At 73.7% G+C, this 20,715-nt stretch carries 19 protein-coding genes; 12 read left to right on the plus strand and 7 right to left on the minus strand.

Annotated features, from left to right (window positions below; translation table 11 throughout):
- Positions 1-42 precede the first annotated feature (42 nt).
- The 5 genes from CNX65_RS34540 (at position 43) to CNX65_RS34560 (ending at position 6,317) form a co-directional block, all read left to right on the plus strand.
- Positions 43-867: a hypothetical protein gene (locus CNX65_RS34540; RefSeq protein ID WP_096497447.1), complete on the plus strand. Its 825-nt coding sequence runs from the start codon at positions 43-45 to the stop codon at positions 865-867.
- The gene (locus CNX65_RS34545; RefSeq protein WP_096497448.1) at positions 864-1,880 is read left to right on the plus strand and encodes a hypothetical protein; all 1,017 of its coding nucleotides are present in this window, start codon (positions 864-866) and stop codon (positions 1,878-1,880) included. The genes CNX65_RS34540 and CNX65_RS34545 overlap by 4 nt, the downstream gene beginning before the upstream one ends.
- Positions 1,877-2,992: a hypothetical protein gene (locus CNX65_RS34550; RefSeq protein ID WP_096497449.1), complete on the plus strand. Its 1,116-nt coding sequence runs from the start codon at positions 1,877-1,879 to the stop codon at positions 2,990-2,992. The genes CNX65_RS34545 and CNX65_RS34550 overlap by 4 nt, the downstream gene beginning before the upstream one ends.
- 132 nt (positions 2,993-3,124) lie before the next feature.
- Complete coding sequence (locus CNX65_RS34555; RefSeq protein ID WP_096497450.1) at positions 3,125-3,805, plus strand: hypothetical protein; 681 nt, start codon at positions 3,125-3,127, stop codon at positions 3,803-3,805.
- 700 nt (positions 3,806-4,505) lie between these two features.
- Positions 4,506-6,317 (plus strand): phosphoenolpyruvate carboxykinase (GTP), encoded by a 1,812-nt coding sequence (locus CNX65_RS34560; RefSeq protein WP_096497451.1) that lies wholly within the window; start codon positions 4,506-4,508, stop codon positions 6,315-6,317.
- A gap of 480 nt (positions 6,318-6,797) precedes the next feature.
- On the opposite strand, the gene CNX65_RS34565 is transcribed toward CNX65_RS34560, so the two are convergent.
- Entirely contained in the window at positions 6,798-7,628 is an 831-nt protein-coding gene (locus CNX65_RS34565; RefSeq protein ID WP_096497452.1) for a septum formation family protein, read from the minus strand.
- 133 nt (positions 7,629-7,761) lie between these two features.
- A complete protein-coding gene (locus CNX65_RS36540) occupies positions 7,762-9,261 on the minus strand; it encodes a hypothetical protein (RefSeq protein WP_177154567.1) in 1,500 nt (499 codons plus the stop codon).
- Positions 9,262-9,438: 177 nt separating this feature from the next.
- Between CNX65_RS36540 and CNX65_RS34575 the strand changes: the two genes are divergently transcribed.
- The 3 genes from CNX65_RS34575 to mctP all read left to right on the plus strand — a co-directional run bounded on the left by CNX65_RS34575 (position 9,439) and on the right by mctP (position 12,257).
- Positions 9,439-10,137 (plus strand): GntR family transcriptional regulator, encoded by a 699-nt coding sequence (locus CNX65_RS34575; RefSeq protein WP_096497453.1) that lies wholly within the window; start codon positions 9,439-9,441, stop codon positions 10,135-10,137.
- Positions 10,138-10,332: 195 nt separating this feature from the next.
- Positions 10,333-10,611, plus strand: coding sequence for a DUF3311 domain-containing protein (locus CNX65_RS34580; RefSeq protein ID WP_096497454.1), 279 nt, complete (start codon positions 10,333-10,335; stop codon positions 10,609-10,611).
- Complete coding sequence (gene mctP, locus CNX65_RS34585) at positions 10,608-12,257, plus strand: monocarboxylate uptake permease MctP (protein WP_096497455.1); 1,650 nt, start codon at positions 10,608-10,610, stop codon at positions 12,255-12,257. Before CNX65_RS34580 ends, mctP begins: the two co-directional genes overlap by 4 nt.
- On the opposite strand, the gene CNX65_RS34590 is transcribed toward mctP, so the two are convergent.
- Complete coding sequence (locus tag CNX65_RS34590; protein ID WP_096497456.1) at positions 12,235-13,161, minus strand: ROK family protein; 927 nt, start codon at positions 13,159-13,161, stop codon at positions 12,235-12,237. The genes mctP and CNX65_RS34590 overlap by 23 nt on opposite strands.
- A gap of 21 nt (positions 13,162-13,182) precedes the next feature.
- Positions 13,183-13,431: a hypothetical protein gene (locus CNX65_RS34595; RefSeq protein ID WP_096497457.1), complete on the minus strand. Its 249-nt coding sequence runs from the start codon at positions 13,429-13,431 to the stop codon at positions 13,183-13,185.
- Positions 13,432-13,534: 103 nt separating this feature from the next.
- Here CNX65_RS34595 and CNX65_RS34600 point away from each other — a divergent pair, with 103 nt between their 5' ends.
- Together CNX65_RS34600 and CNX65_RS34605 are read left to right on the plus strand one after the other, a co-directional pair.
- Positions 13,535-14,404, plus strand: a complete 870-nt coding sequence (locus CNX65_RS34600) for a helix-turn-helix domain-containing protein (RefSeq protein WP_096497458.1) — start codon at positions 13,535-13,537, stop codon at positions 14,402-14,404.
- On the plus strand, positions 14,401-14,646 hold the full coding sequence (locus tag CNX65_RS34605) for a DUF397 domain-containing protein (RefSeq protein ID WP_096497459.1): 246 nt from the start codon (positions 14,401-14,403) through the stop codon (positions 14,644-14,646). The genes CNX65_RS34600 and CNX65_RS34605 overlap by 4 nt, the downstream gene beginning before the upstream one ends.
- Here the strand turns inward: CNX65_RS34605 and CNX65_RS34610 are convergent.
- The 3 genes from CNX65_RS34610 to CNX65_RS34620 are packed head-to-tail and all read right to left on the minus strand — an operon-like array spanning position 14,621 to position 18,356.
- Positions 14,621-16,453, minus strand: coding sequence for a dynamin family protein (locus CNX65_RS34610; protein ID WP_096497460.1), 1,833 nt, complete (start codon positions 16,451-16,453; stop codon positions 14,621-14,623). The genes CNX65_RS34605 and CNX65_RS34610 overlap by 26 nt on opposite strands.
- A complete protein-coding gene (gene grpE, locus CNX65_RS34615; RefSeq protein ID WP_096497461.1) occupies positions 16,450-16,824 on the minus strand; it encodes a nucleotide exchange factor GrpE in 375 nt (124 codons plus the stop codon). Before grpE ends, CNX65_RS34610 begins: the two co-directional genes overlap by 4 nt.
- Positions 16,821-18,356 (minus strand): dynamin family protein, encoded by a 1,536-nt coding sequence (locus tag CNX65_RS34620; RefSeq protein WP_096497462.1) that lies wholly within the window; start codon positions 18,354-18,356, stop codon positions 16,821-16,823. Before CNX65_RS34620 ends, grpE begins: the two co-directional genes overlap by 4 nt.
- Before the next feature lie 197 nt (positions 18,357-18,553).
- Here CNX65_RS34620 and CNX65_RS34625 point away from each other — a divergent pair, with 197 nt between their 5' ends.
- Both CNX65_RS34625 and CNX65_RS34630 read left to right on the plus strand, forming a co-directional pair.
- On the plus strand, positions 18,554-19,312 hold the full coding sequence (locus CNX65_RS34625; protein WP_157767962.1) for a hypothetical protein: 759 nt from the start codon (positions 18,554-18,556) through the stop codon (positions 19,310-19,312).
- A gap of 149 nt (positions 19,313-19,461) precedes the next feature.
- Positions 19,462-20,670, plus strand: coding sequence for a sensor histidine kinase (locus CNX65_RS34630; RefSeq protein ID WP_096498144.1), 1,209 nt, complete (start codon positions 19,462-19,464; stop codon positions 20,668-20,670).
- Positions 20,671-20,715: the final 45 nt, after the last annotated feature.

Here is a 20,715-nt window from a genome sequence, read left to right on the forward strand (position 1 = left end):
CGCCGTACGCGGGCGACCGCCGCCGCCTGAGGGGGATCTCCCTTGGCACAGAACCGTTCCGAGCCGCGCTCCGAGCACCGCGCGCTGCTGGCCGTCGACATGGCGGGATCCAGCGCGCCGGACCGCACCGACCGGGCCATGGCACGCGCGCGCGATGCCCTGTTCGGCGCGCTGGAGAGCGCTTTCGACCGCAGCGCCGTGCCGTGGCGGGAGTGCGAGGTGGAGGTCCTGGGCGACGGGTGCGTGGTGCGGGTCCCGCCGCGCTTCCCCAAGGCAGCGCTGGTGCACCCGCTGCTGGGGACGCTGTCCGACCTGCTGCACGAGCACAACGAGTTCGCCTCGGCGTCGACGCACGTGCGGGTCCGGGCCGTGCTGCACGCCGGGGAGCTGGCGGTGGACGGGCGCGGGATGACCGGCAGGACGCAGGTCGTGGTGGCGCGGCTGCTGGACTGCGCCGAGCTGCGGGCGGCGCTGGCGGACGCGCCGTCGGCCGCGGTGGCGCTGGCGGTGTCGGAGCGCTTCTACGAGGACGTGGTGGAGCAGGGCGGTCTCGGGATCACGCCGGACGACTTCTGGTTCGCGGAGGTCGGTGGCGCCGGGTCGCTGGCGGTCGCCTGGCTGACCGTGGTCGGCGAGCGCGGGCGGGGCGCGCGGCGGCGGCGCGACGGGGCGCGGGACGCGGGAACCGGCCAGGGGACCGGTTCGGAGGCCCGCCCGGAGTCCGGCGCGCGGCGCGGCGCGGGCGCGGGGCCGGTCGGGCGGAGGCCCTCCGGCGGTTTCACCTTCAACGGCGCCACCACGTTCCACGGCGACGCCGTCGGGGGCGACAAGCACGTGTGGACGGACGAGCAGGGGAGGAACCGGTGAGCGCGGAACCGCTGTCCCAGAACGAGAGCTACGTCGGCCAACGACTGCTGTTCCAGCGCGCGCACGAGGTCGAGGTCACCCTGACCGACGCCATCGGCGGCTGGGGCGCGCGGAACCTGCTGCTGAAGGCGTTCGGCGGGGCCTTCCTCATCTTCTTCCTGGGGATGGGGGCGTCGGCCGTGGTGGGGGTCGCCGCGGCGGTGCTGGGCGACTCGGGCTTCACCCTGGGGCTGCTCAGCCTGATGACGTTCCTGCTGCCCTGGGCGTGGATGGCGGGGGTGCTCCTGCTGCCCCAGCACCGGGTGCTCAGCGACTGGCACCTGCTGCTGGACGGGCAGGCGCCGGTCGCGGAGACCGCCTACGGCGTGGTGTACCGGGCGCTGACCGCGGACCGGAGGATCCCGGCGGTGATCACGCCGCGCCGGGTGGCGGTCGGGGACCCGGCGCCGGGGGTGCGCAACGTGCTGCGGGTGTCGCTGGGCCGGTACAGCGTCTACGTGTCGGTCTTCGCCTTCGGCAACGACCTGTACCTCGGGTGGACGATGTGGTTGCGGTTCCTGCCGGTCACGGCGCTCGCGCGCTGGTTCGGGTCCGTCCTGCGCGGGGACCGGGGACTGGCGGGCGCGATCGAGATGGAGCCGGTGAAGGCGCTGCGCGAGGCGGTGCACAACGCGCTGCGCGAGGCCGTGGAGGCCGCGGCGGTCGGGCGGGCCGTGCCGATCGTCGAGACGTTCGGGTACGAGGTGCCGCTGGAGCAGGAGGGGCAGTGGCGGGTGTCGGCGGGCGACCGGCGGGAGGTCGTCGCCGAGGCCGGGACGGGCGCGGTCGGGGGCGGGGCGTGGCTGTCGGTGAGCAGGCAGGTCGAGGTGTTCTCCGAGCGCGGCGAGGTGCTCGGGACCGCGGAGCCGGGCACCTCGTACGAGCTGCTGCGCGAGGACGGCGCGGGGCTGCTGGTGCGGGACTCCTCCGGCGCGGTCGCGGTGATCAGGGACCGCGACGCGGTGCTGCGGTGATCGAGCTGGCCCGGCGGGGCTTCGGCTGGGAGGCGCGGTTCGGGGCGCGGTTCGCCTCGGCCGTGGACCTGTCCGAGCTGGCCGGGTACTCGGAGCGGCTGCCGGACGCCCGGCGGGCCGGGGCCAGGCGGGAGAGCGCCGCGTACCTCGGCGCGCTCGGGCAGGCCGGGCCGGACTGCGAGTTCGCCCTGCACGGCGGTCCTGGCTGGTCCGGGATCACCGGGGTGCTGCGCGGGCCGTACCGGGAGGGCGTGGAGCGGGAAGCCGAGCGGGTGCTGGAGCGGGTGCTGGCCGTTCCCGAGCACCTGGTGGCCGAGCCGGGCCTGCCCGAGCCGGACGCGCTCGAACCGCCGCGCGCCGGGTGGGTGGCGGAGCTGCGCAGGCGGCGCCTGGTCGCCCAGGCGACCAGGCCGGACGCCGGGACGCGCTACTACCTGGCCATGCCGCCGCTGGAGTCGGAGCCGAGGGTGTGGGACGAGCTGGTCGACCGGCTGCCCGAGGGGGTGCGGCTGGTGGTGGGGCTGCGGCCGGTGCGGGTCGAGCACGGGTTCACCGCGCGGCTCCGGTCGTACGCCGATCGGTACGCGGTGCTGGCCGCGCCCGGCGAGTTCTCCGGCGGCGGGGTGTACCGCGGGCGGCGGGTGCTGGCGGGCGAGCCGTTCGCGGCGGACGCGGCGGCGCTGTTCCGCGACGCCGCGGAGCGCTACGCGGGGTGGGCGTTCCGGTCGCGGGTGTCGCTGGTGGCGCCGGGCAGGCTCGCGCCCGCGCTGGTCAGCGCGCTGGAGCAGGCGGTGCGCGGGGTGCTGGTGGAGCCCGCGCCCCAGGACCGGGCGGCGGCGCTGCGCGCCCTGACCTCGTGGGACGGGCCCGCGTGGGGGGTCGACCCCGCGGTGCCGCCCGCGCTGGCGCCGCTGCGCGAGCTGGCCGACGCGGTGGACGCCGCCCAGGTGGCCTGGCTGCCGTCCGCGGCGACCGGGGTGCTGCGGTCGCTGCCGGTCACGCCGCCGCCACCGGGGCGGCGGACCGCGCGCGGGGTCGTGTTCGAGGGGCCGGTGACGGTGGCGGGGGACCTCGTCGGCGGGGACAAGCACCGGTGGGGCGCGCCGCGCTGAGCCGCCGCCCCCGCTCGGACCGGGCTCCGGGCGGGGGTGTCCCGCGCCGCTCCCGCCTGCGGCTTCCCGCAGGGAACCGGATCGGCCTACCGTGAGTCCTACGGGTAGGCGAACGGCGGGAAGGTGGCTTCGGTGTACATCGACGAGTCAGCGGGTGCGGCGGACAGCGATCTCAAGGTCGCCGTCGACGACGAGGAGTACACCGTCGAGGTCGGGTACGACCTCGACCACGACGGCGTGGACGAGACCGCGGTCGTGGAGACGGACGACGGCGGGCGCATCGCGTTCTCCGACACCGACGGCGACGGCGACGCGGACCTGATGACCACGTTCGACGACCGGGGCGAGGTCGTGCAGCGGTCCCGGTTCGACGACGCGTCGGGCGAGTGGGTGCGGGTCGGGGAGGACTCGGAGCGGACCAACTCGGCCGAGGGTCGGGACATCACCGTCACCACCGCGAACGGGTCGCAGGACGTCGGGCCCGCGACCGTGGACAGCGACGAGGACGGGCGCGCCGACAGCGTCATGATCGAGGACGCCGAGGGCGACACCTGGCTGTTCACCGACTCGGACGGCGACGGGCAGGCGGACGTGGCCACCGAGATCACCCGCGACGGCGAGGTGACCGTCTCGCAGCGCACCGGGGACGCCGAGTGGACCGAGGTGGAGCACGGCAGGTTCGACTCCACCGGCAAGTACACCGCGGACTCGGGCAGCGACCAGCTGTGGGGCGACGGGGTGGACGACCGCACCGCCGTGTCGGGCGTGGTGCGGATCGACTCGACCACCGGGCAGTGGATCAGCCCCAACTGACGCCGCCGCGGCGCGACCCCGTTCGGGCGCGCGCCACGCGGTGCTGTTCGGTCTCGTTTTGCCATCGTTCGACCTCGGGCTCGAAGGTCGGGCGCGCCTCGGGCCGAAGACAACAACCAGGACCAGCGCTCGTCAGCCGCGCTGGTCCTCTTGTCGTGCGGCGGTCAGCGCGGGGGAGCGGGCGCGCCGCCCCACGAACGGGCGCGGGCTGAAGGCGTCGACGTGGTGGCGCGCGCCCGAAATGTCCGGGTGCCGAAAGCGCCGCTCCCCGTGATCCGCGTCTCCACCCGCGCGCGGGCAGCGCGCCCCGCCGGGGCCCGACCGGCCGGAATCGGCGCTCGCGCCGCAGGTGAACGCGTTCCGCGCGCTTCTTGACCAATTCACCGATCGATCCGCCGGGCAAAGTGAGAGCCCTTCCACAATCGCTCTTGTAACGCGCCCGGAACGCCATCGCATTTGTCCGCTGAACCGTTGCGGATTGATCGGTGATCGGGTGCTGAATCGATTACCTGATCGGTTTTGTGAGGCAACCGACAGGTTGTCGCGGTGTCACCCGGCATTCACCCGGCTAACCTCCGTCCATCCCTTTCAGCGCACGCCCCCACCGGGGCGGGCGCAGCCATTCCCGAGGACGCCGCCGTCCCGCACGGACGTCGTCGTCCGCCCGTGGGGCGGTGCTTCACCGAGGAGACGAGACGAGATGACGGCAGTGACCATTCCCGGTCTCGACCAGGCCCCGACCGACCACCAGGAACTGCTGGCCTGGGTTCGCGAGATCGCCGAGCTGACCTCTCCCGACCGGGTCGTGTGGGCCGACGGAACGCAGCGCGAATGGGCCGAGCTGACCGGGAAACTGGTCGACGCGGGCACTTTCGTCCCGCTGGAGAAGAAGCCGAACTCGTTCTGGGCGGCTTCCGACCCGACGGACGTCGCGCGCGTCGAGGAGCGCACCTTCATCTGCTCGGCCGACCCGGCCGACTCCGGTCCCACCAACAACTGGGTGGACCCGGCCGAGATGAAGGCGACCATGACCGAGCTCTACCGGGGCTCGATGCGCGGCCGGACCATGTACGTCATCCCGTTCTGCATGGGGCCGCTGACGGCGGAGAAGCCCATGCTGGGCGTGGAGATCACCGACTCCGAGTACGTCGTCGTCTCCATGCACATCATGACCCGCATGGGCACGCGCGCCCTGGAGCTGTTCGGCGACGGCGTCCCGTACGTGAAGGCGCTGCACTCGCTCGGCGCGCCGCTGGCCCCCGGCCAGGACGACGTGGCGTGGCCGTGCAACGACACGAAGTACATCACGCACTTCCCCGAGGAGCGGACGATCTGGTCGTTCGGCTCCGGGTACGGGGGCAACGCCCTGCTGGGCAAGAAGTGCTACTCGCTGCGGATCGCCTCGGTGATGGCGCGGGACGAGGGCTGGCTCGCCGAGCACATGCTGATCCTCAAGCTCACCTCGCCCGAGTCGAAGGTCTACTACATCGCGGCGGCGTTCCCGAGCGCCTGCGGGAAGACCAACCTGGCGATGCTCCAGCCGACCATCCCCGGCTGGAAGGTCGAGACGCTCGGCGACGACATCGCGTGGATGCGGTTCGGCGAGGACGGGCGGCTGTACGCGGTGAACCCGGAGAACGGGTTCTTCGGCGTCGCGCCGGGCACCGACTACCACACCAACCCCAACGCGATGCGGACCATCGAGAAGGGGAACTCGCTGTTCACGAACGTCGCGCTGACCGACGACGGCGACGTGTGGTGGGAGGGCATGGGCGAGCCGCCCGCGCACCTGACCTCGTGGAAGAGGGCCGACTGGACGCCGGGCTCGGACGAGCCGTCGTCGCACCCGAACTCGCGCTACTGCACGCCGATCGAGCAGTGCGACATCAAGGCGCCGGAGTGGGACGACCCGAACGGCGTGCCGATCTCGGCGATCTTCTTCGGCGGTCGGCGGGCCACGACCGTCCCGCTGATCACCGAGTCGCGGGACTGGCAGCACGGCGTGTTCATGGGCGCCACGCTGTCGAGCGAGACCACGGCGGCGGCGGTCGGCCAGGTGGGCGTGGTGCGGCGGGACCCGATGGCGATGCTGCCGTTCATCGGCTACCACGCGGGCGACTACTTCCAGCACTGGATCGACACCGGCAAGGGCGCGGACGCCGACAAGCTGCCGAAGGTCTTCTACGTCAACTGGTTCCGGCGCGGCGAGGACAAGCGGTTCCTGTGGCCGGGGTTCGGCGAGAACTCGCGGGTGCTCAAGTGGGCGGTCGAGCGGATCGAGGGGCGCGCGGCGGCCCGTGAGACGCCGATCGGGCACGTGCCGACCGCCGAGGCGCTGGACCTGTCGGAGCTGGGCGCGCCGGTGGAGGACGTGGAGGCGTCGCTGGCGTTCGACGCGGACGAGTGGCGGGCCGAGCTGCCGCTGATCGAGGAGTGGTTCGCGAAGATCGGCGACAAGGTGCCGACCGCGCTGCGCGACGAGCTGGAGGCGCTGAGGCAGCGGCTCGGGTAGCGGGGTGGCCGGGCGGGCCGCGGTTCGGCCCGCCACGTGGCCCGGTGGACAACGGCGTCCACCGGGTTCTGCCGTTCCAGGGCCGGTTCGAGGGGTTGAGAAGCCGATCTTCGGGGTATCCGCGCGCCGGGTTCCCGGTTCGTCCGGACGGCTGTGGACAACCGAGTTGTCCCCAGTCTTTCCCCAGTTCTCCACTCTTGCGCCGGCAGTTCTCCACAGCTGTGGACAACTGCACCGGAGGTCATCGCGAGGGTTCTTCGCGCTGCTCAGAGCAGGTTCCTACTTAACTCGGCGACTGTGGAAAGTCGGCTTCTTGATCAACTATTCCGCCTGTGGAGACTAGTTCTCCACAGGGTGTGGATGAACCTGTGCACAGGTTGTGGAGATTGTGGACAGCTTGCGCATGAACCTGGGGACGGGGCCCTGTGGACAACTCCGGCGCCCTCCGGCGGCCACCGGGGGAGCGCTCGACCGGGCGCGCTACTCGGGCAGCGGACCCCGGCCGAGGCCCCAGAGCCTGCCGGTGAACGGGCGGGCGGCCTCGGCGTAGCAGACCGCCGTCGTGAAGCCCTCGGACCAGGCCTGGCTGCCGAACGAGCGCCAGGACGCGAAGACGTCCTCGCGGACCGCCCCGACGTAGCCGTTCACCTTCGCCGCGCAGTGCCCCGACGCGGCGGCGTTCACCTGCTCCTGGGACAGCGGCGGGTCCTGCGGACCACCGAGCGCGAGCACCCCCGGCACCGCCTCGGCCAGGTGCGCGGCGTCGCAGGCGACGATCTCCAGCGCCTCGTCGCGGGCGGGCGACCCGCTCGTGCACAGCTGCACGGACGCGAACCCGGTGGCCTTGAGCAGCCCGGCCAGCGACCCGGTGCGGCTGGCCTGCTGACCGGTGGGCGAGATCTCGACCGCCGTGCACAGCCGCCAGCGGTCGCCGCGCGCCCAGCCGTCCTCGCTGGGCCAGATCGCCTGGGCCTGGATGCGGGTGGCGTCGTGGTCCGCCGCGCCGAGGTAGCCCGCGAGCGCGGCGCGGCAGGCGGGCAGGGCGACCCGGCGCAGGTCGCGCTCGGTGCGCTGCCCGACCCCGGTGAGGTCGCCGACGGCGGTGACCTCGGCGACGTGCGGCGCCGCGCAGTCGACGGCCTTGAGGTCCTGGTCCACGCACGCGCCCGGCTGCGGCAGCTCGCTCGCGGCGGGCGTGATCGAGGGCCGGGGCGCAGCGGCGCCCGGCGTCCCGCCGACCTGCTCCGCGCACCCGGCGAGGACAACAGCCACCACGGCCAACAACCCGCTCAGCGCCCGACAGCGTCGCACGCGATCACCCTACTGGCACGCCCGGTGACGCTGCGCTGAAGAACCCGGACCGAAGGCGCGGGACCGAAGTGGTGCGGGCCGGAGAACCGGGCCGGGCGCGGGGCCGGGTGGGGCCCCGCGCCCGGCGCGCGGGTCAGACCAGGGCGACCAGGGCGATCACCTGGTCGGTGATGGCCCTGCGCTCGGCCTCGAAGAACTCGTCGGTCAGCGCGTCGTCCCAGGGCTGGCCCAGGACCGGGGTGTGCAGGTGGCCGCCGCGCACGTCGGTCGCGCCCAGGCCGGTGCGCACCCGGTTGGCCCGGTACATGCTCTCGTTCGACAGGTAGTCGCCACCGCCGCCGCTGGCCGCCGTCGCGCCCGGCGTCGGCTCGCCCGTCCCGCACCGCTGCGCGCCCGGCGCGGGGGTCGCGCCCGCCGGGAACTCGCAGAAGCCCCGGTTGAAGAGCACCGGGTAGTCGCCGGTCGGCGTGGTGGTCATCCGCTCGTGCGGCAGGGTCGTCTCGATGAACTCGGTCGACGGCTGCGGCCAGCCCGCCGCGTCCGGGACCGCGCCGGGCGCGGTCGCGTTGTTGTTGTCCGGCGACCAGCCGCGCCAGCGCGCCGCCCAGCGCTCCACGTCGAACTGGCCGGGCCTGCCCTGGCTGACCGTGACGAAGGCGTGCGGGCGCTGCCCGCCGGTGACGGTCGAGCCGTAGAAGCGCTCGACGATGCCCTTGTCGAACTCGCCCCAGGTCACCGGGAGCACGGCGACCTCCACCACGACCCGGCCCTGCGGGGTGTCGAGCACCCGCCCGTCGAGCTGGAGCGCCGCCGCGCCGGACGGGTTGCTGCGGGTGATGCCGGAGCCGTCGAGGAAGAACGGGTCGAACCCGGTGAGCGCGATCCGCCGCACCGCCGCGCGGTCCTCGGGGGCGGCGCGGTCCCCGGGGGCGGGCGCGGCCTCGGCCTGCGCGCCCAGCAGGGCCAGCGGGTCGGCGCCGATGGTGCTGCCGAGCTGGTCGAGCGACGTGACCCCGGCGGCGTGGCGACCGGCGGCGTGGCGACCGGCGGCGTGGGGACCGTCGGCGCTGCCCCGGCCGCCACCGTTGTCGTCCCCGGCCGCGCGCGGGACGGCGGTCGGCGCGGCGTCCGCGCGGAACCGGACGTCGGACAGCCCGCGCGAGGCCCGGTCCAGCCGGTCGACCAGCGCGGACCGCTCGGCGGCGGGCAGGGTCCACCCCGGCTTCCACTGCCGCAGCGCCTTGGTCATCCCCAGCCGCGCCCAGTACAGCGGCCGGTCGTCGTGCGCGTCCCACGACTGCGGCGACCGGGCGCGCTCCACCGCCGCCCGCCACAGCCCCTCGCCGGTTTGCTGGGCCAGGCCGGCGGCGTCCCGCCGCCCGGCGCCGCACAGGGCGGAGGCGAACCGCGCCACCTCGTCGTCGAACCCGCCGAGCCGCGCCAGCTCCGGCCCGACCGGTGGGCCGTCGGGGTCGAGGACGGCGGTGAGCCGCTGCTCCTCGACGGTCAGCGGGGCGGTCGGGTCGAAGCACCCCGGAGCGGCTCCGGGAGCGGCCGTCGCGGCGGGCGCGGCGGTCAGGGCGATCGTCAGGGCGGCCAGCACCGGTGTCACCGTGCGCAGTTGGAAGATCACCCCGTGATGTTCTCCGCCCGCCCGCCCGCGCGAAACCCGCTGAAGGACGGTGCTCGCGCCGCTCAACGGCGGCACCCCCGCGCGCGCTCGCCGCAGCGGCTCCCGGCGCAGGTCCAGGCGGTTGTTGAACAATCCGCGGGCCCGGTGGGCGGACCCCCGCCCAGTAGGATCGGCCCCATGACCACCGCTGAAGCCGGCACCTGGCTCCGCGCGCTCGCCGAGGACGGCGCGCGGATGAGCCGGTCCAGCACGGCCGAGCGGGTCGCCGACGCCCTCAGGGCTCGGGTGCTCGACGGGGCCATCAAAGCGGGCAGCCAGCTGTCCGAGAAGTCGCTCGGCGACGCGCTGCGCGTCTCCCGCAACACCCTGCGCGAGGCGTTCCGGCTCCTGACCCACGAGCGCCTGCTGGTGCACGAGCACAGCCGGGGCGTGTTCGTGCGGGTGCCGAGCACCGAGGACGTGGCCGACCTGTACGCCGCCCGCCGGGTGATCGAGGCGGGCGCGCTGCGGCGGTGGCCCGACGCACCCGAGGAGCGGCGCGCGCGGGTCGGGGACGCGGTCCGGTGGGCCGAGCGGCTGAGGGACGACGAGGACTGGGTGGGCGTGGGCACGGCGAACGGCCGGTTCCACGCGGCGATCACCGCGCTCGCGGGCAGCTCCCGGCTGGACGAGGAGGTGCGCCGCCTGCTCGCCGAGCTGCGCCTGGTGTTCCAGGTGGTGGGAGACCCCGAAGGCTTCCACCGCGACTACCTGCCGAGGAACCGCGCGATCGCCGACCTGCTGGAGTCGGGCGAGGTCGACGCCGCCGAGTCGGCGCTGCTGTCCTACCTGGACACCGCCGAGGAGCACGTCACCCAGGGGTTGGGCACGCTCTAGCCGTGCCGGGCGGTTCGGCTGCCGATGGGGTGAACGGGCCGCGCGCCACACCCGTCTCGTCACACCGGGTCAGCGCTTGATCACGATTGCGCCACACAACCCAGGCACAGCAGGGCGAAAGCAGTGACGTTCGTCGCTCTCCCGTCCTAGCATCCCCCGACACCGTCGTCAGGGACGCTTGGAGGGCTCAGCTCAATGCCTCGACAATCGCCTGCCCGGAACACCGGGCTGCGGTGGAGCAACTGGAACCTCCTCCTGCTGCTCCCGCTGCTCATGCTCATCACGCCGTGGTTCAACTCCGACGAGCCCCGCGTGCTGGGCCTGCCGTTCTTCTACTGGTACCAGTTCGCGTTCGTCCCGCTGGGCGTGCTGTGCGTCGGCCTGGTCTACGTGAAGACCAAGGACGCCCCCGCGACGACCGGCCCCGACAAGCTCGACGTGGACGCCCTGGACGAGCGGGAGGCCGACCGGTGAGCACCGCCCCGCTGCAGTGGACCGAGCTGTCGGTCTTCGCCGTCCTGTTCCTGCTGGTGACCGTGCTGGGCTTCGTCGCGGCGAAGTGGCGGGCGGGCGACACCCTCGACCACCTGGACGAGTGGGGCCTGGGCGGCCGGAAGTTCGGCTCCTGGATCACCTGGTTCCTGGTCGGCGGCGACCTGTACACGGCTTACACGTTCGTGGCCGTCCCGGCGCTGGTGTTCGGCGCGGGCGCGCTCGGCTTCTACGCGCTGCCCTACACCGTGGTGCTGTACCCGATCGTGTTCCTGCCGCTGGTGCGCATGTGGTCGGTGTCCAGGGTGCACGGCTACGTCACCCCGGCCGACTTCGTGCGCGGGCGGTACGGCTCGCACTGGCTCGCGCTGATCATCGCGATCACCGGCATCCTCGCCACGATGCCGTACATCGCGCTGCAGCTGGTCGGCCTGGAGGCCGTGCTGCGCACGATGGGCCTCAACGGCAGCGGGATCATGGGGCACCTGCCCCTGTTCATCGCGTTCGTGATCCTGGCGCTGTACACGTACCAGTCGGGGCTGCGCGCGCCCGCGCTGATCGCGTTCGTCAAGGACAGCCTGATCTACGTGGTGATCCTGGTGGCGGTGATCTACCTGCCGGGCAAGTTCGGCGGCTGGGGCGCCATCTTCGACACCGCGCAGGCGGCCTACGACAAGACGCCCGCGAAGTCGGACGGCGTGCTGCTGAACGCCAACAACCAGCTGCAGTACGCGACGCTCGCGCTCGGCTCGGCGCTGGCGCTGTTCCTGTACCCGCACTCGCTGACCGGCATCCTGGCCTCGCGCGGGCGGAACGTGATCAAGCGGAACATGGTGGCGCTGCCCGCCTACTCGCTGCTGCTGGGCCTGCTGGCGATGCTCGGGTTCGTGGCGATCAGCGCGGGCGTCAAGCCGATCACCAACCAGGCCACCGGGCGGCCGGACACGAACACGATCGTGCCGGTGCTGTTCGGGCAGGAGTTCCCGGCGTGGTTCGCGGGCGTGGCGTTCGCGGCCATCGGCATCGGCGCGCTCGTCCCGGCGGCGATCATGTCGATCGCGGCGGCGAACCTGTGGACCCGCAACATCTACAAGGAGTACCTGAAGAAGGACGCCACGCCCGCGCAGGAGGCGAAGCAGGCGAAGCTGGCGTCGCTGGTGGTGAAGTTCGGCGCGGTCGCGTTCATCGTGTTCATCGACCCGCAGTTCTCCATCGACCTGCAGCTGATCGGCGGCGTGGTGATCCTGCAGACGCTGCCCGCCGTGGCGATCGCGCTCTACACCCGGTGGTTCCACCTCCACGGCCTGGTCGCCGGGTGGGCCGCGGGCATGGGCTGGGGGATCTACCTGCTGTACACGATCCCCAGCGCGGACGGGAAGCGGCAGCACTTCGCCGGGTCGGCGCTGGCGCTGGACAAGCTGTCGCTGTTCGGCTGGCACCCGTTCCAGGGCTCGACGGTGCAGGTCTACGTCGGCGTCGTGGCCGTCACGGCGAACCTCGTCGTGGCCGCGCTGGTGACGCTGGTGGCGCGCAGGTTCAAGGCCGCCAACGGGAGCGACGAGACCAGGCCGGACGACTACCACGTGGACGAGGACAGCGACCGGGTCAAGCCGGTGGCGGCCCACTGAGCCGGGAGGTCGCCAGCGCCGCGGCGCCGACGAGGCCCGCCCGGCTGCCCAGCCGGGCGGGCTCCACCCGCAGACCGTCCAAGTAGGACAGTCGGGCGTGCGCCGCGACGGTCTCCCGGACCGGGTCGAGGAGCAGGTCACCGACCTGCGCCACGCCACCGCCGACGACGGCCAGCTCCAGGTCGCACAGCGCGGCGGTGGCGACGACGGCCAAGCCGACCGCGCGGCCCGCGCGGCGGAACGCGGCCCGCGCGATTTTGTCGCCCGCGAGCGCGTCGGCGGCCAGGTGCGCGGCGTCGGCGCCCTCGGGCGCCCGCCAGCCCCGGCGGCGCGCCCAGGCGACCATCCTCGGCCCGCCCGCGACGGTCTCGGCGCACCCGCGACCGCCGCACGTGCAGGGCTCGCCGTCGTCCTCCACGACGACGTGCCCGATGTGGCCCGCGTTGCCGGTGCGCCCGAGCAGCAGCTCGCCGCCCACCACCAGCCCGCCGCCGACGCCGGTCGACACGACCAGGCCGACCATGTCGCCGCAGCCGCGGCCCGCGCCCGCCCAGTGCTCGCCGTAGGCCATGCACGGCCCGTCGCCGGCGAGCTCGACCGGGAGGCCGGGGAGCAGCGCGGACACCCGGTCCACCAGCGGGAAACCCCGCCAGCAGGCCACGTTGATGGGGCTGGCCGTGCCCACGACGAGGTCGACGGGCCCGGCGCAGGCGATGCCGACCCCGGCGACCTGCTCACCGGCGAGCGCCTCGTCGACGACCCGCGCGACGGCGGCCCAGGTGCGCTCGGGGTCGTCGGTCGGGGTGGGCTCCCGCGCGACGCGCACCACGGACCCGTCGTGGTCGACCAGCCCGGCGGCCACCTTGGTGCCGCCGATGTCCAGGGCCAGGACCAGGTCCGTCATTCGCGGGAGTGTAGTTCGGGGTCAGCGGCGGGCGCGGCGGGTTCGGCAGTCGCGGGCGCCGGCGAGCGCGGAGGCGAGCGCGGCCTGGAAGCCGGGGACCTGCTCCACGTCGAGCGCGAAGCAGAACTCGGCCTCGGGCCCGATCACCTCGACCACGTCGCCGGACACCTCGACGACGCAGGTGTTCCCGGTCGCGTAGCTGTCGATGCAGTCGACCGGCCACTCCCGGCGGCCTACTCCAGGTGCATCCTCGGACACCGCCTGCGACATGTCTCCTCCAACCTGGTTGCATACACGCAACGCGAACCGCAGTCAGCTAAAACTTAAGCCAAGCATGAGCCCCTTAACCATCGCCCGATGGAGTGGAACACCCATGTCCTCAGTCCGGCCGACAGTCGAGCGGCTGCAACTCGGCGTCAGCCTCACCAGACTCCGAACAGCCGCGCGGAAGTCCCAGAGCGAGGCCGCGAGCGCGATCGACCGCACGGCGGCGCGGCTGAGCCAGGTCGAGAACGGCAAAGGCAGCCTCGGGACGGAGGAACTGCTGAAGCTGCTGGACTTCTACGGCGTCCAGGGCAACGAGCGGAGCACGATCCTCGCGCTGGGCACGGCGGCGCGACGGCGGTCGGTGCGGCGCGGGTACGTGGACACGCTGCCGGAACCGTTCCAGCGCTTGGTGGAGATGCAGGTCGCGGCGAGCCGGATCAGCTGGTACGAGTGCGGCGTGATCCCCGGCCTGGTGCAGTCGCCGGACTACGTGCAGGCGATCATGGCGCTGTCGAACTCGATCTACTGGGAGACCTCGGAGGAGGAGACCGGCAACCGGGTCGCCTTCCGGTTGGACCACCAGCGGCGAGTGCTAGATTGCAATGACCCGAAGGAAATCAGCGTCATCTTCACGGAAGACTCGCTGCACCACGTGATCGGGAACAAGTCGGTGATGCGCGGCCAAGCCCTTCACCTGCTGCAACTCCTTGAGCGGCACAAGAAGTTGAGCATCCGGATCGTGCCGAACAGCGCGGTGGACAACCCCGCTCTGGGCGGCGGGCTCGTGCTGTTGGACTTCAAGGAATCAGAGCCGGTGAGTTTCGCTTCGGTGCTGCACGGCCCCTACACCTACTACGATCACGCCGAAGATATCGGGCCGATGCGACGACTCATCGAGCGCGTCGAAGAGCTGGCCCTGAGCCGGGAGAACACCGGAAATCTACTGATCGACCTGGTCAGGAAGGACGCGTCATGACCCGCGACACGGGCTGGTTCAAGAGCACCTACAGCTCGGGTGGCAGCAACGGATGCGTAGAGGTCCGCTTCACCGACTGGCACAAGAGCACCCACAGCTCCGCTGGCAGCAACGCGTGCGTCGAGGTCCAGCACGCGGGCACCACCGTCGGCGTCCGGGACTCCAAGAACCCCACCGGCCCTGCGTTCCGCTTCACCGCCGCCGCCTGGTCCGCCTTCACGCGCGGTCTCGCAACGCCCTGATCCTGGCCAGCAGCTCGTCCACCTTCACGCGCCCCGCGCGCAGCTCCGCCGCCTGCCTCGTCGCCGCCTGGACCGCGCGGGTGCGCTCGCCCGCCTCCATGCGCAGCGCGCGGTCCACCTCGCGCAGCTCCGCCTCGATCGCCTCGACCCGCTTGGCGAGCGCGTCGTCCAGCGCCAGCGACAGCTGCTGCTCGACCTCGATCAGCTGCTCGGCCACCAGCTGGTCCAGGGTGGACCGCGCGTCGGCGATCGAGTCCGACAGCCACTGCTTGATGTGCTGCTTGTCCGCCGAGTGCTTGCGCGTGCGCGCCATCCACCACCCCGCGCCCAGCCCGATCACCAGCGTCGCGGGCAGCACGACCGGGTTCAGCGCGCCGATGCCCAGCCCCGCCAGCGGCAGGGCGGCCAACCGGCCCGCGCCCAGCCCGCCCGAGATGCCCATGAACACCAGCAGCTTGTCCTCGGCGGTGGGCGTGCGCTTCTCCGGCGGGCGCAGCACGATCGGCGGGGTGACGCCGCGCGCGAACTGACCCCGGATCACCGCCATCTCGTCCGGCGTGAACAGGTCCGCCAGCGCCAGGTCCGCGACCTTCCCCAACCGGTGCCCGAGCCCCGCGCTGATCCTCGACGACACGACCTGCAGCGCCGCGTCCACCTGACCCGGCAGCGCCACCAGCTGGTCCCGGTCGGCGGCGTCGATCGCGGTGCGGAACCACGTCTGGAGGTCCCGCACCTGCCTGGCCACCTCGTGGTTGCCCTCCACGCGCGCCCGCTGCACCTCGCCGCGCAGCTTGACCTGCCAGCTCCGCGTGGACGACCTGCGCTGCGAGTTCAGCTCGTCGCGCCGCCCCCGCAGCACCTCGGCCTGCTCCTCGCCCGCCGACAGCGCCCGCAGGTCCGCCTCGGCCACGGCCACCAGCTCGTCCAGCACGGTGGCGAGCGCGCGCAGCCCGTTCGCCTCGCCGAGCATCGCGGCCCGGCCGACCACCAGCTCCTGCAGCGCCGCCTGGAGCTCCCCGACGCCGGACCGCTCGCGCAGCATCGCCGCCGCGTCCGGGTTCGGGGCCTTCGCGGCCATCTCGAACATCCGCGCCGACACCGGGTGGAACACCGCCCCGGCGAACCTCGGCGCGTGCTGCGCCAGCAGCGCCCGGTCCGCCTCGACCACCTCGCGCCACCCCCGGAACTGGTCGACCTTGGTCAGCGCGAACACGACCGTCTCGACCCGCTCGCCGACCGAGCGCAGGAACTCCAGCTCGCCCCTGGTGAACGGCGCGGAGGCGTCCACGACGAACAGCAGCGCCGTCGCGTCCGCCGCCGCCTCGGCCGCCAGCTCGCCGTGCGCGGAGTCCAGCCCGCCGACACCGGGGGTGTCCACGATCGTGAGCCGCTCCAGCAGCGGGATCGGGGCGTCCACCTCCACCGACCTCGGCGGCAGCGCGCCCTCGGGCAGCTCGTGCGCGGCGGAGACCCAGGCGATGAGCTGGGAGCGGTCGAACTCGACCGGCGGGGCGCCGCCCGCGTAGCGCGCGCGGCACGCCCACCGCTCGCCGTGCCCGAGGACCAGGTACGCGGCGGTGGCGACCTCGGCGTCCACCGGGGACAGGCCGGGCGTGGCGAGCAGGGCGTTGACCAGGGAGCTCTTGCCCCGGTTGGTCTCGCCGACCACGACCACCGACGCCTTCCCGCCGCGCCGGGTGTCCACGAGCTCGGCGGCGGCCGGGTCGACCGAGCGCACCAGCGCGGTCAGCTTCTCCCGCGTCCGGCGGACGAGCTGCGGCAGCGGCAGCGGCTGCGGGGTGGTCATCGGGCCGTGTAGACGGTGACGATCGGCGCGCGGAGCGTGCGCCCGCGGTCGGCGAAGCCGACCACCTCGGTCTCGGCGACCAGGCCGTCGAGCGTGACGTCGTCGGTGGGCACCACGCCGCCCGCCTCGTGCACGGACGGGTCGAACCGCTCGCCGTCCGGCCGCAGCGCGGTCACGCCGATGGCCGACAGGCCCTCCTCGATGCGCTCGACGACGCCCGAGCTGCGGGCGCGGTCCAGCGCGTACAGGCACAGCTGGACCAGGGCGCGCCGCTCGGCGAGCGCCTGGTCGAGCAGTTCACCCGCGATGGTCTCCACGTCCGGCTCCGACGCCCCCCGGCCCGGTTCCGTTCCACCGCCGCCCCACGTCATCGCCGCCCCCGAACCCGCTGGTGCCCCCGCACCTGCTGCCAGATCAAGAAGTACGCCCGGTGCACGACGTGCGCGACCCGGCTCTGCGCGGGCGTCGCCCCGAACGAGGCGAACGAGCGCCACCACCCGGCGCGCTCCAGCGCGTACGCCGCCACCGCCTCGGGCGGCCTGCCCACCATGCCCAGCTGCTCCACCGGGTCGGCCGAGGCGCCGAACCGCAGGACCTCCTCGGCCAGGTCGACCGGCATCCCGACCGCGCCGGACGCGACCAGGGTCAGCGCCTCCAGCAGCCGCAGCTGGTGCGCTTCCGGCTTGGCCAGCAGCACCTCGATGGCGTTGTGCACGCGCTGCCGCTCGCCGGGGTCGCCGGACGCCGCGGCGAGCGCGCTCACCGAGGCGAGCGCGGCGGCGGCCTTGATGCCGTCGGCGCGGGCGCGGAACACCGCGTTGAGCTTGCCGCGCACCCCGTCCAGCCCGGACGCGTCGAGCAGCTTGCGGCGCAGCGCGCCCGCCGTGATGGCCGGTTCGGCGTCCACCGCCTCCAGCGCGGTGCGCACGCCGTGCAGGTCCAGCCGCTCCAGCAGCCTGGCCCTGGCGCCCTGCGGGACGTCGCACTCCCAGGCGGTGAACAGGTCGGCGGACATCAGCATGGTCTCGCGGGTGGCCGGGTCCAGCTCGGCGAGCCTGCGCAGCGCGTCGGCGTCGGCCGAGGAGAAGCCGCCGGTCTCGGCGGACTCGGCGACCAGCCCGATGACCGGCAGCACGTCGGCGACCCTGGGCTTGAGCGTCTTGGCCTGCCGCTCGGCGAGCAGCAGGGCGGCCTTCCACACGTCGCCGTCCGCGCCGTCCACGGTCTCGGGGGCGATGGTGTCGGCCTTGTTGAGCACGGCGATCGCGTTGGCCGGGCCCGCCTCGCGGCCCGCCGTCGCGGCGGTGAACGCGGCCAGCGCCTGCCGGTCGTCCACGCGCACGCCCTGGGTGAAGACGTAGAGGACGGCCTCGGCGCCCGCGACCGCGCCCCTGGACACCGGGTCGAGCCCGCCGTGGTGCAGCACGGCCTCGGTGCGGGCGACCGAGTCGGCGTCGAGCGAGCCGAGGCCGGGGGTGTCGATGACGGTCAGGTCGCGCAGCACCGCGTTGGTCAGGAACGCCTCGACGTGCGAGACGGTCGTGAGGTCGACGCCAAGCTGGGCGGGCACCATGCCCTCCGCGTCGAACGGGAGCACCTGCTTGCGGCCGTCGGCGAGGACGACCTCGACCCGGTCGACCGTGCCGTACTGGTAGCGGGTGACCAGGCGGGTGCACTCGCCGACGTCGGTCGGCGCGACGCGGCGGCCGATCAGCGCGTTGACCAGCGTGGACTTGCCGGACTTGATGCGCCCGGCGACCGCGACCTGGAGCGGCGCGGCCAGCCTGGCGAGCACGCCGCGCAGTCCGGCGGCGGTGCGCGGGGAGACGTGCGGGCCGAGGCCTGTGCACAGCGACGCCACAGCCGCAGAGAGCGGACCCGCGTACCTCGCCTGACCTGTCACCCCCGAATCGTGCCACGTCCGAACGGCTGACACCCCGGAACGGTTGCCGCCGCCGGGTTTCCCGAGCCCCGCCATAACCGCTGCTGATCGTCGCTGGACCGGTCGGCTGCCCGCTCGAACGGGAATCGGGTTACACCCCCGCGAGTCACGGGTACACGACTCACCGTGAGCGTCGGGTAGAGAGAGGCTGTGGAGACATGGACCAGGGGTATGCCGTGTTCCTGCTGCTCGGTGTGGTGCTGGTGCTGATCGACGGCCAGTTGATCTACCGGAGCGGTCGGGGCTACATGAACCGGGCTTACGGCGACCCGGAGGCGGCGGCGTCGATGACGCGGCTGGCGACCGTGCTGTTCCACCTCGTGATGTTCGGGCTGCTGGCGCTGGTCTCGCTGATCACGCCGGACACGGGCGACCCCGTGCAGAACGTGGTGGTGCAGCTCGGGATCATGCTGCTGGTGCTGGCGGCGGTGCACGCCGCGACGATGGTGATCCTGGCGCGCATCCGCGACCGGCAGATCCAGCAGCAGCTCGCGGACGAGATGGCGCGGGAGAGCAGGCGGTTCGAGCAGGAGAACGGCCCGGTGGGGCTGCGCAAGCGCATCGTCGAGCGGACCACGCCGGGGCCGGAGGCCGCGCCGGTGGCGCAGGAGCCGCTCGCGGCGCCGACCACCCCCGCGCAGGGCGTCCAGCAGCCGCTGGTGGCCGAGCCGGAGACGCCGCGCGGCAGCACCCCGCCGTCCGGGCTCCCGCAGCCGGGCGTGGCGCAGGCCGGCGCGGCCCAGCCCGTGACGCCGCAGGCGGGCGTGCCGCAGACCGGTGTCCCCCAGGCGGGCGCGCCCGCGCCGAGGGCGGGCGAGCAGCCGGTGGCGCAGCCGTCCGTCGTGGAGCAGTCCGAGGTGGCCGCGCAGCGGGCCGAGCACAAGGCCGACCCGTTCACCGTGCACACCAAGCGGTAGCACGGGAGCAGACCCGGTGACCCCGGTCGAGCGGTTCGCACCGCTCGACCGGGGTCAACCCGTGGTAGGAGGGGGGCTCAGACCGCAGCGCGACGCGGCGGTCGCGGGCTCTGCCTAACCTGGTCCACGTGCGGCAGCTGAGCATGTGGATGCGAGCGCACCCCGCGTTCGGGGACACCCTGATCGCCGGGGTGCTCTTCATGTTCGACCTGCTCACCCTCGCCGCCGCCGGACTGCCGCGCCAGGTCCCCGCGGAGGACGCCGGGGTCGTGACGTCCGGGGTCTCCGGCGCGGCCTGGCTCACCGTGCTGGTGCTGATGATCGGCCCGCTGCCGGTGCGCCGCAGGTACCCGAGGACGACCAGCGCCCTGATCCTGCTGGGCGCCTGGGTCCAGCTGTTCACCCACGGCGCCGTGGACGACCCAGGCGGGCTGCCGCTCCGGCCCGCCGACATGGCGCTCGCCGTCGCGCTCTACACGATGGTCGTGTTCGTGGGCAGGCGGCCGAGCCTGCTCTACCTGGCCGCGCTGTCGGTGGGCAGCGTCCTGTGGGCGGTGACCGCCATGGGCGGCCCCGCGGGCGTGATGATGCTGTTCGTGATCGCCCCGGTGTTCGGGTTCAGCTGGGCGCTGGGCGAGTTCGTCGGCGCGCGCCGCGCCTACCACTCCGAGCTGGAGCAGCGGCTCCGGCTGCTGGAGCTGGAGCGCGGGCAGCAGGCCAGGATCGCGGTGGGCGAGGAGCGGTCGCGGATCGCGCGGGAGCTGCACGACGTGGTGGCGCACGCGGTGAGCGTGATGGTGGTGCAGGCCGACGGCGCCGGGTACGCGATCCGGACGCAGCCCGAGCTGGCCGAGGCCGCCGTGCGCACCATCTCCGACACCGGGCGGCAGGCGCTGGCCGAGCTGCGCAGGCTGCTGGGCGTGCTGCGCAGCGAGGACGGGTCGGGCGCGCAGTGGGCGCCGCAGCCGGGCGCGGGCGACCTGCGGGAGCTGGCCGAGGCGCTGCGCGCCTCCGGGCTGCCGGTGACCCTGGTGGTCAGCGGCGACCTGGGCGTGCTGCCCGCCGGGCTCGGGCTGGGCGTGTACCGGATCGTGCAGGAGGCGCTGACCAACACGCTCAAGCACGCGGGCAGCGGGGCGAGCGCGGTGGTGCGGGTGGACTGCGGTCCGGAGCGGGTGCTGGTCGAGGTGGTGGACGACGGCTTCGGCACGCCCCACGACCTGGTCGAGCTGTCCGGCGGCAACGGGCTGATCGGGATGAGGGAGCGGGCCGGGGTGCTGGGGGGTCGGCTGGAGGCCGGGCCCAACCCCGGAGGCGGGTGGCGGGTCAGGGTCGACCTGCCGCTCGTGCCCGCGTGAGCGGTGTTCGCGGAGCCGGCGCTCCGGCGGGGACCTAAGGTGGCT

The organism is Actinosynnema pretiosum (assembly GCF_002354875.1).
GTDB lineage: Bacteria > Actinomycetota > Actinomycetes > Mycobacteriales > Pseudonocardiaceae > Actinosynnema > Actinosynnema auranticum.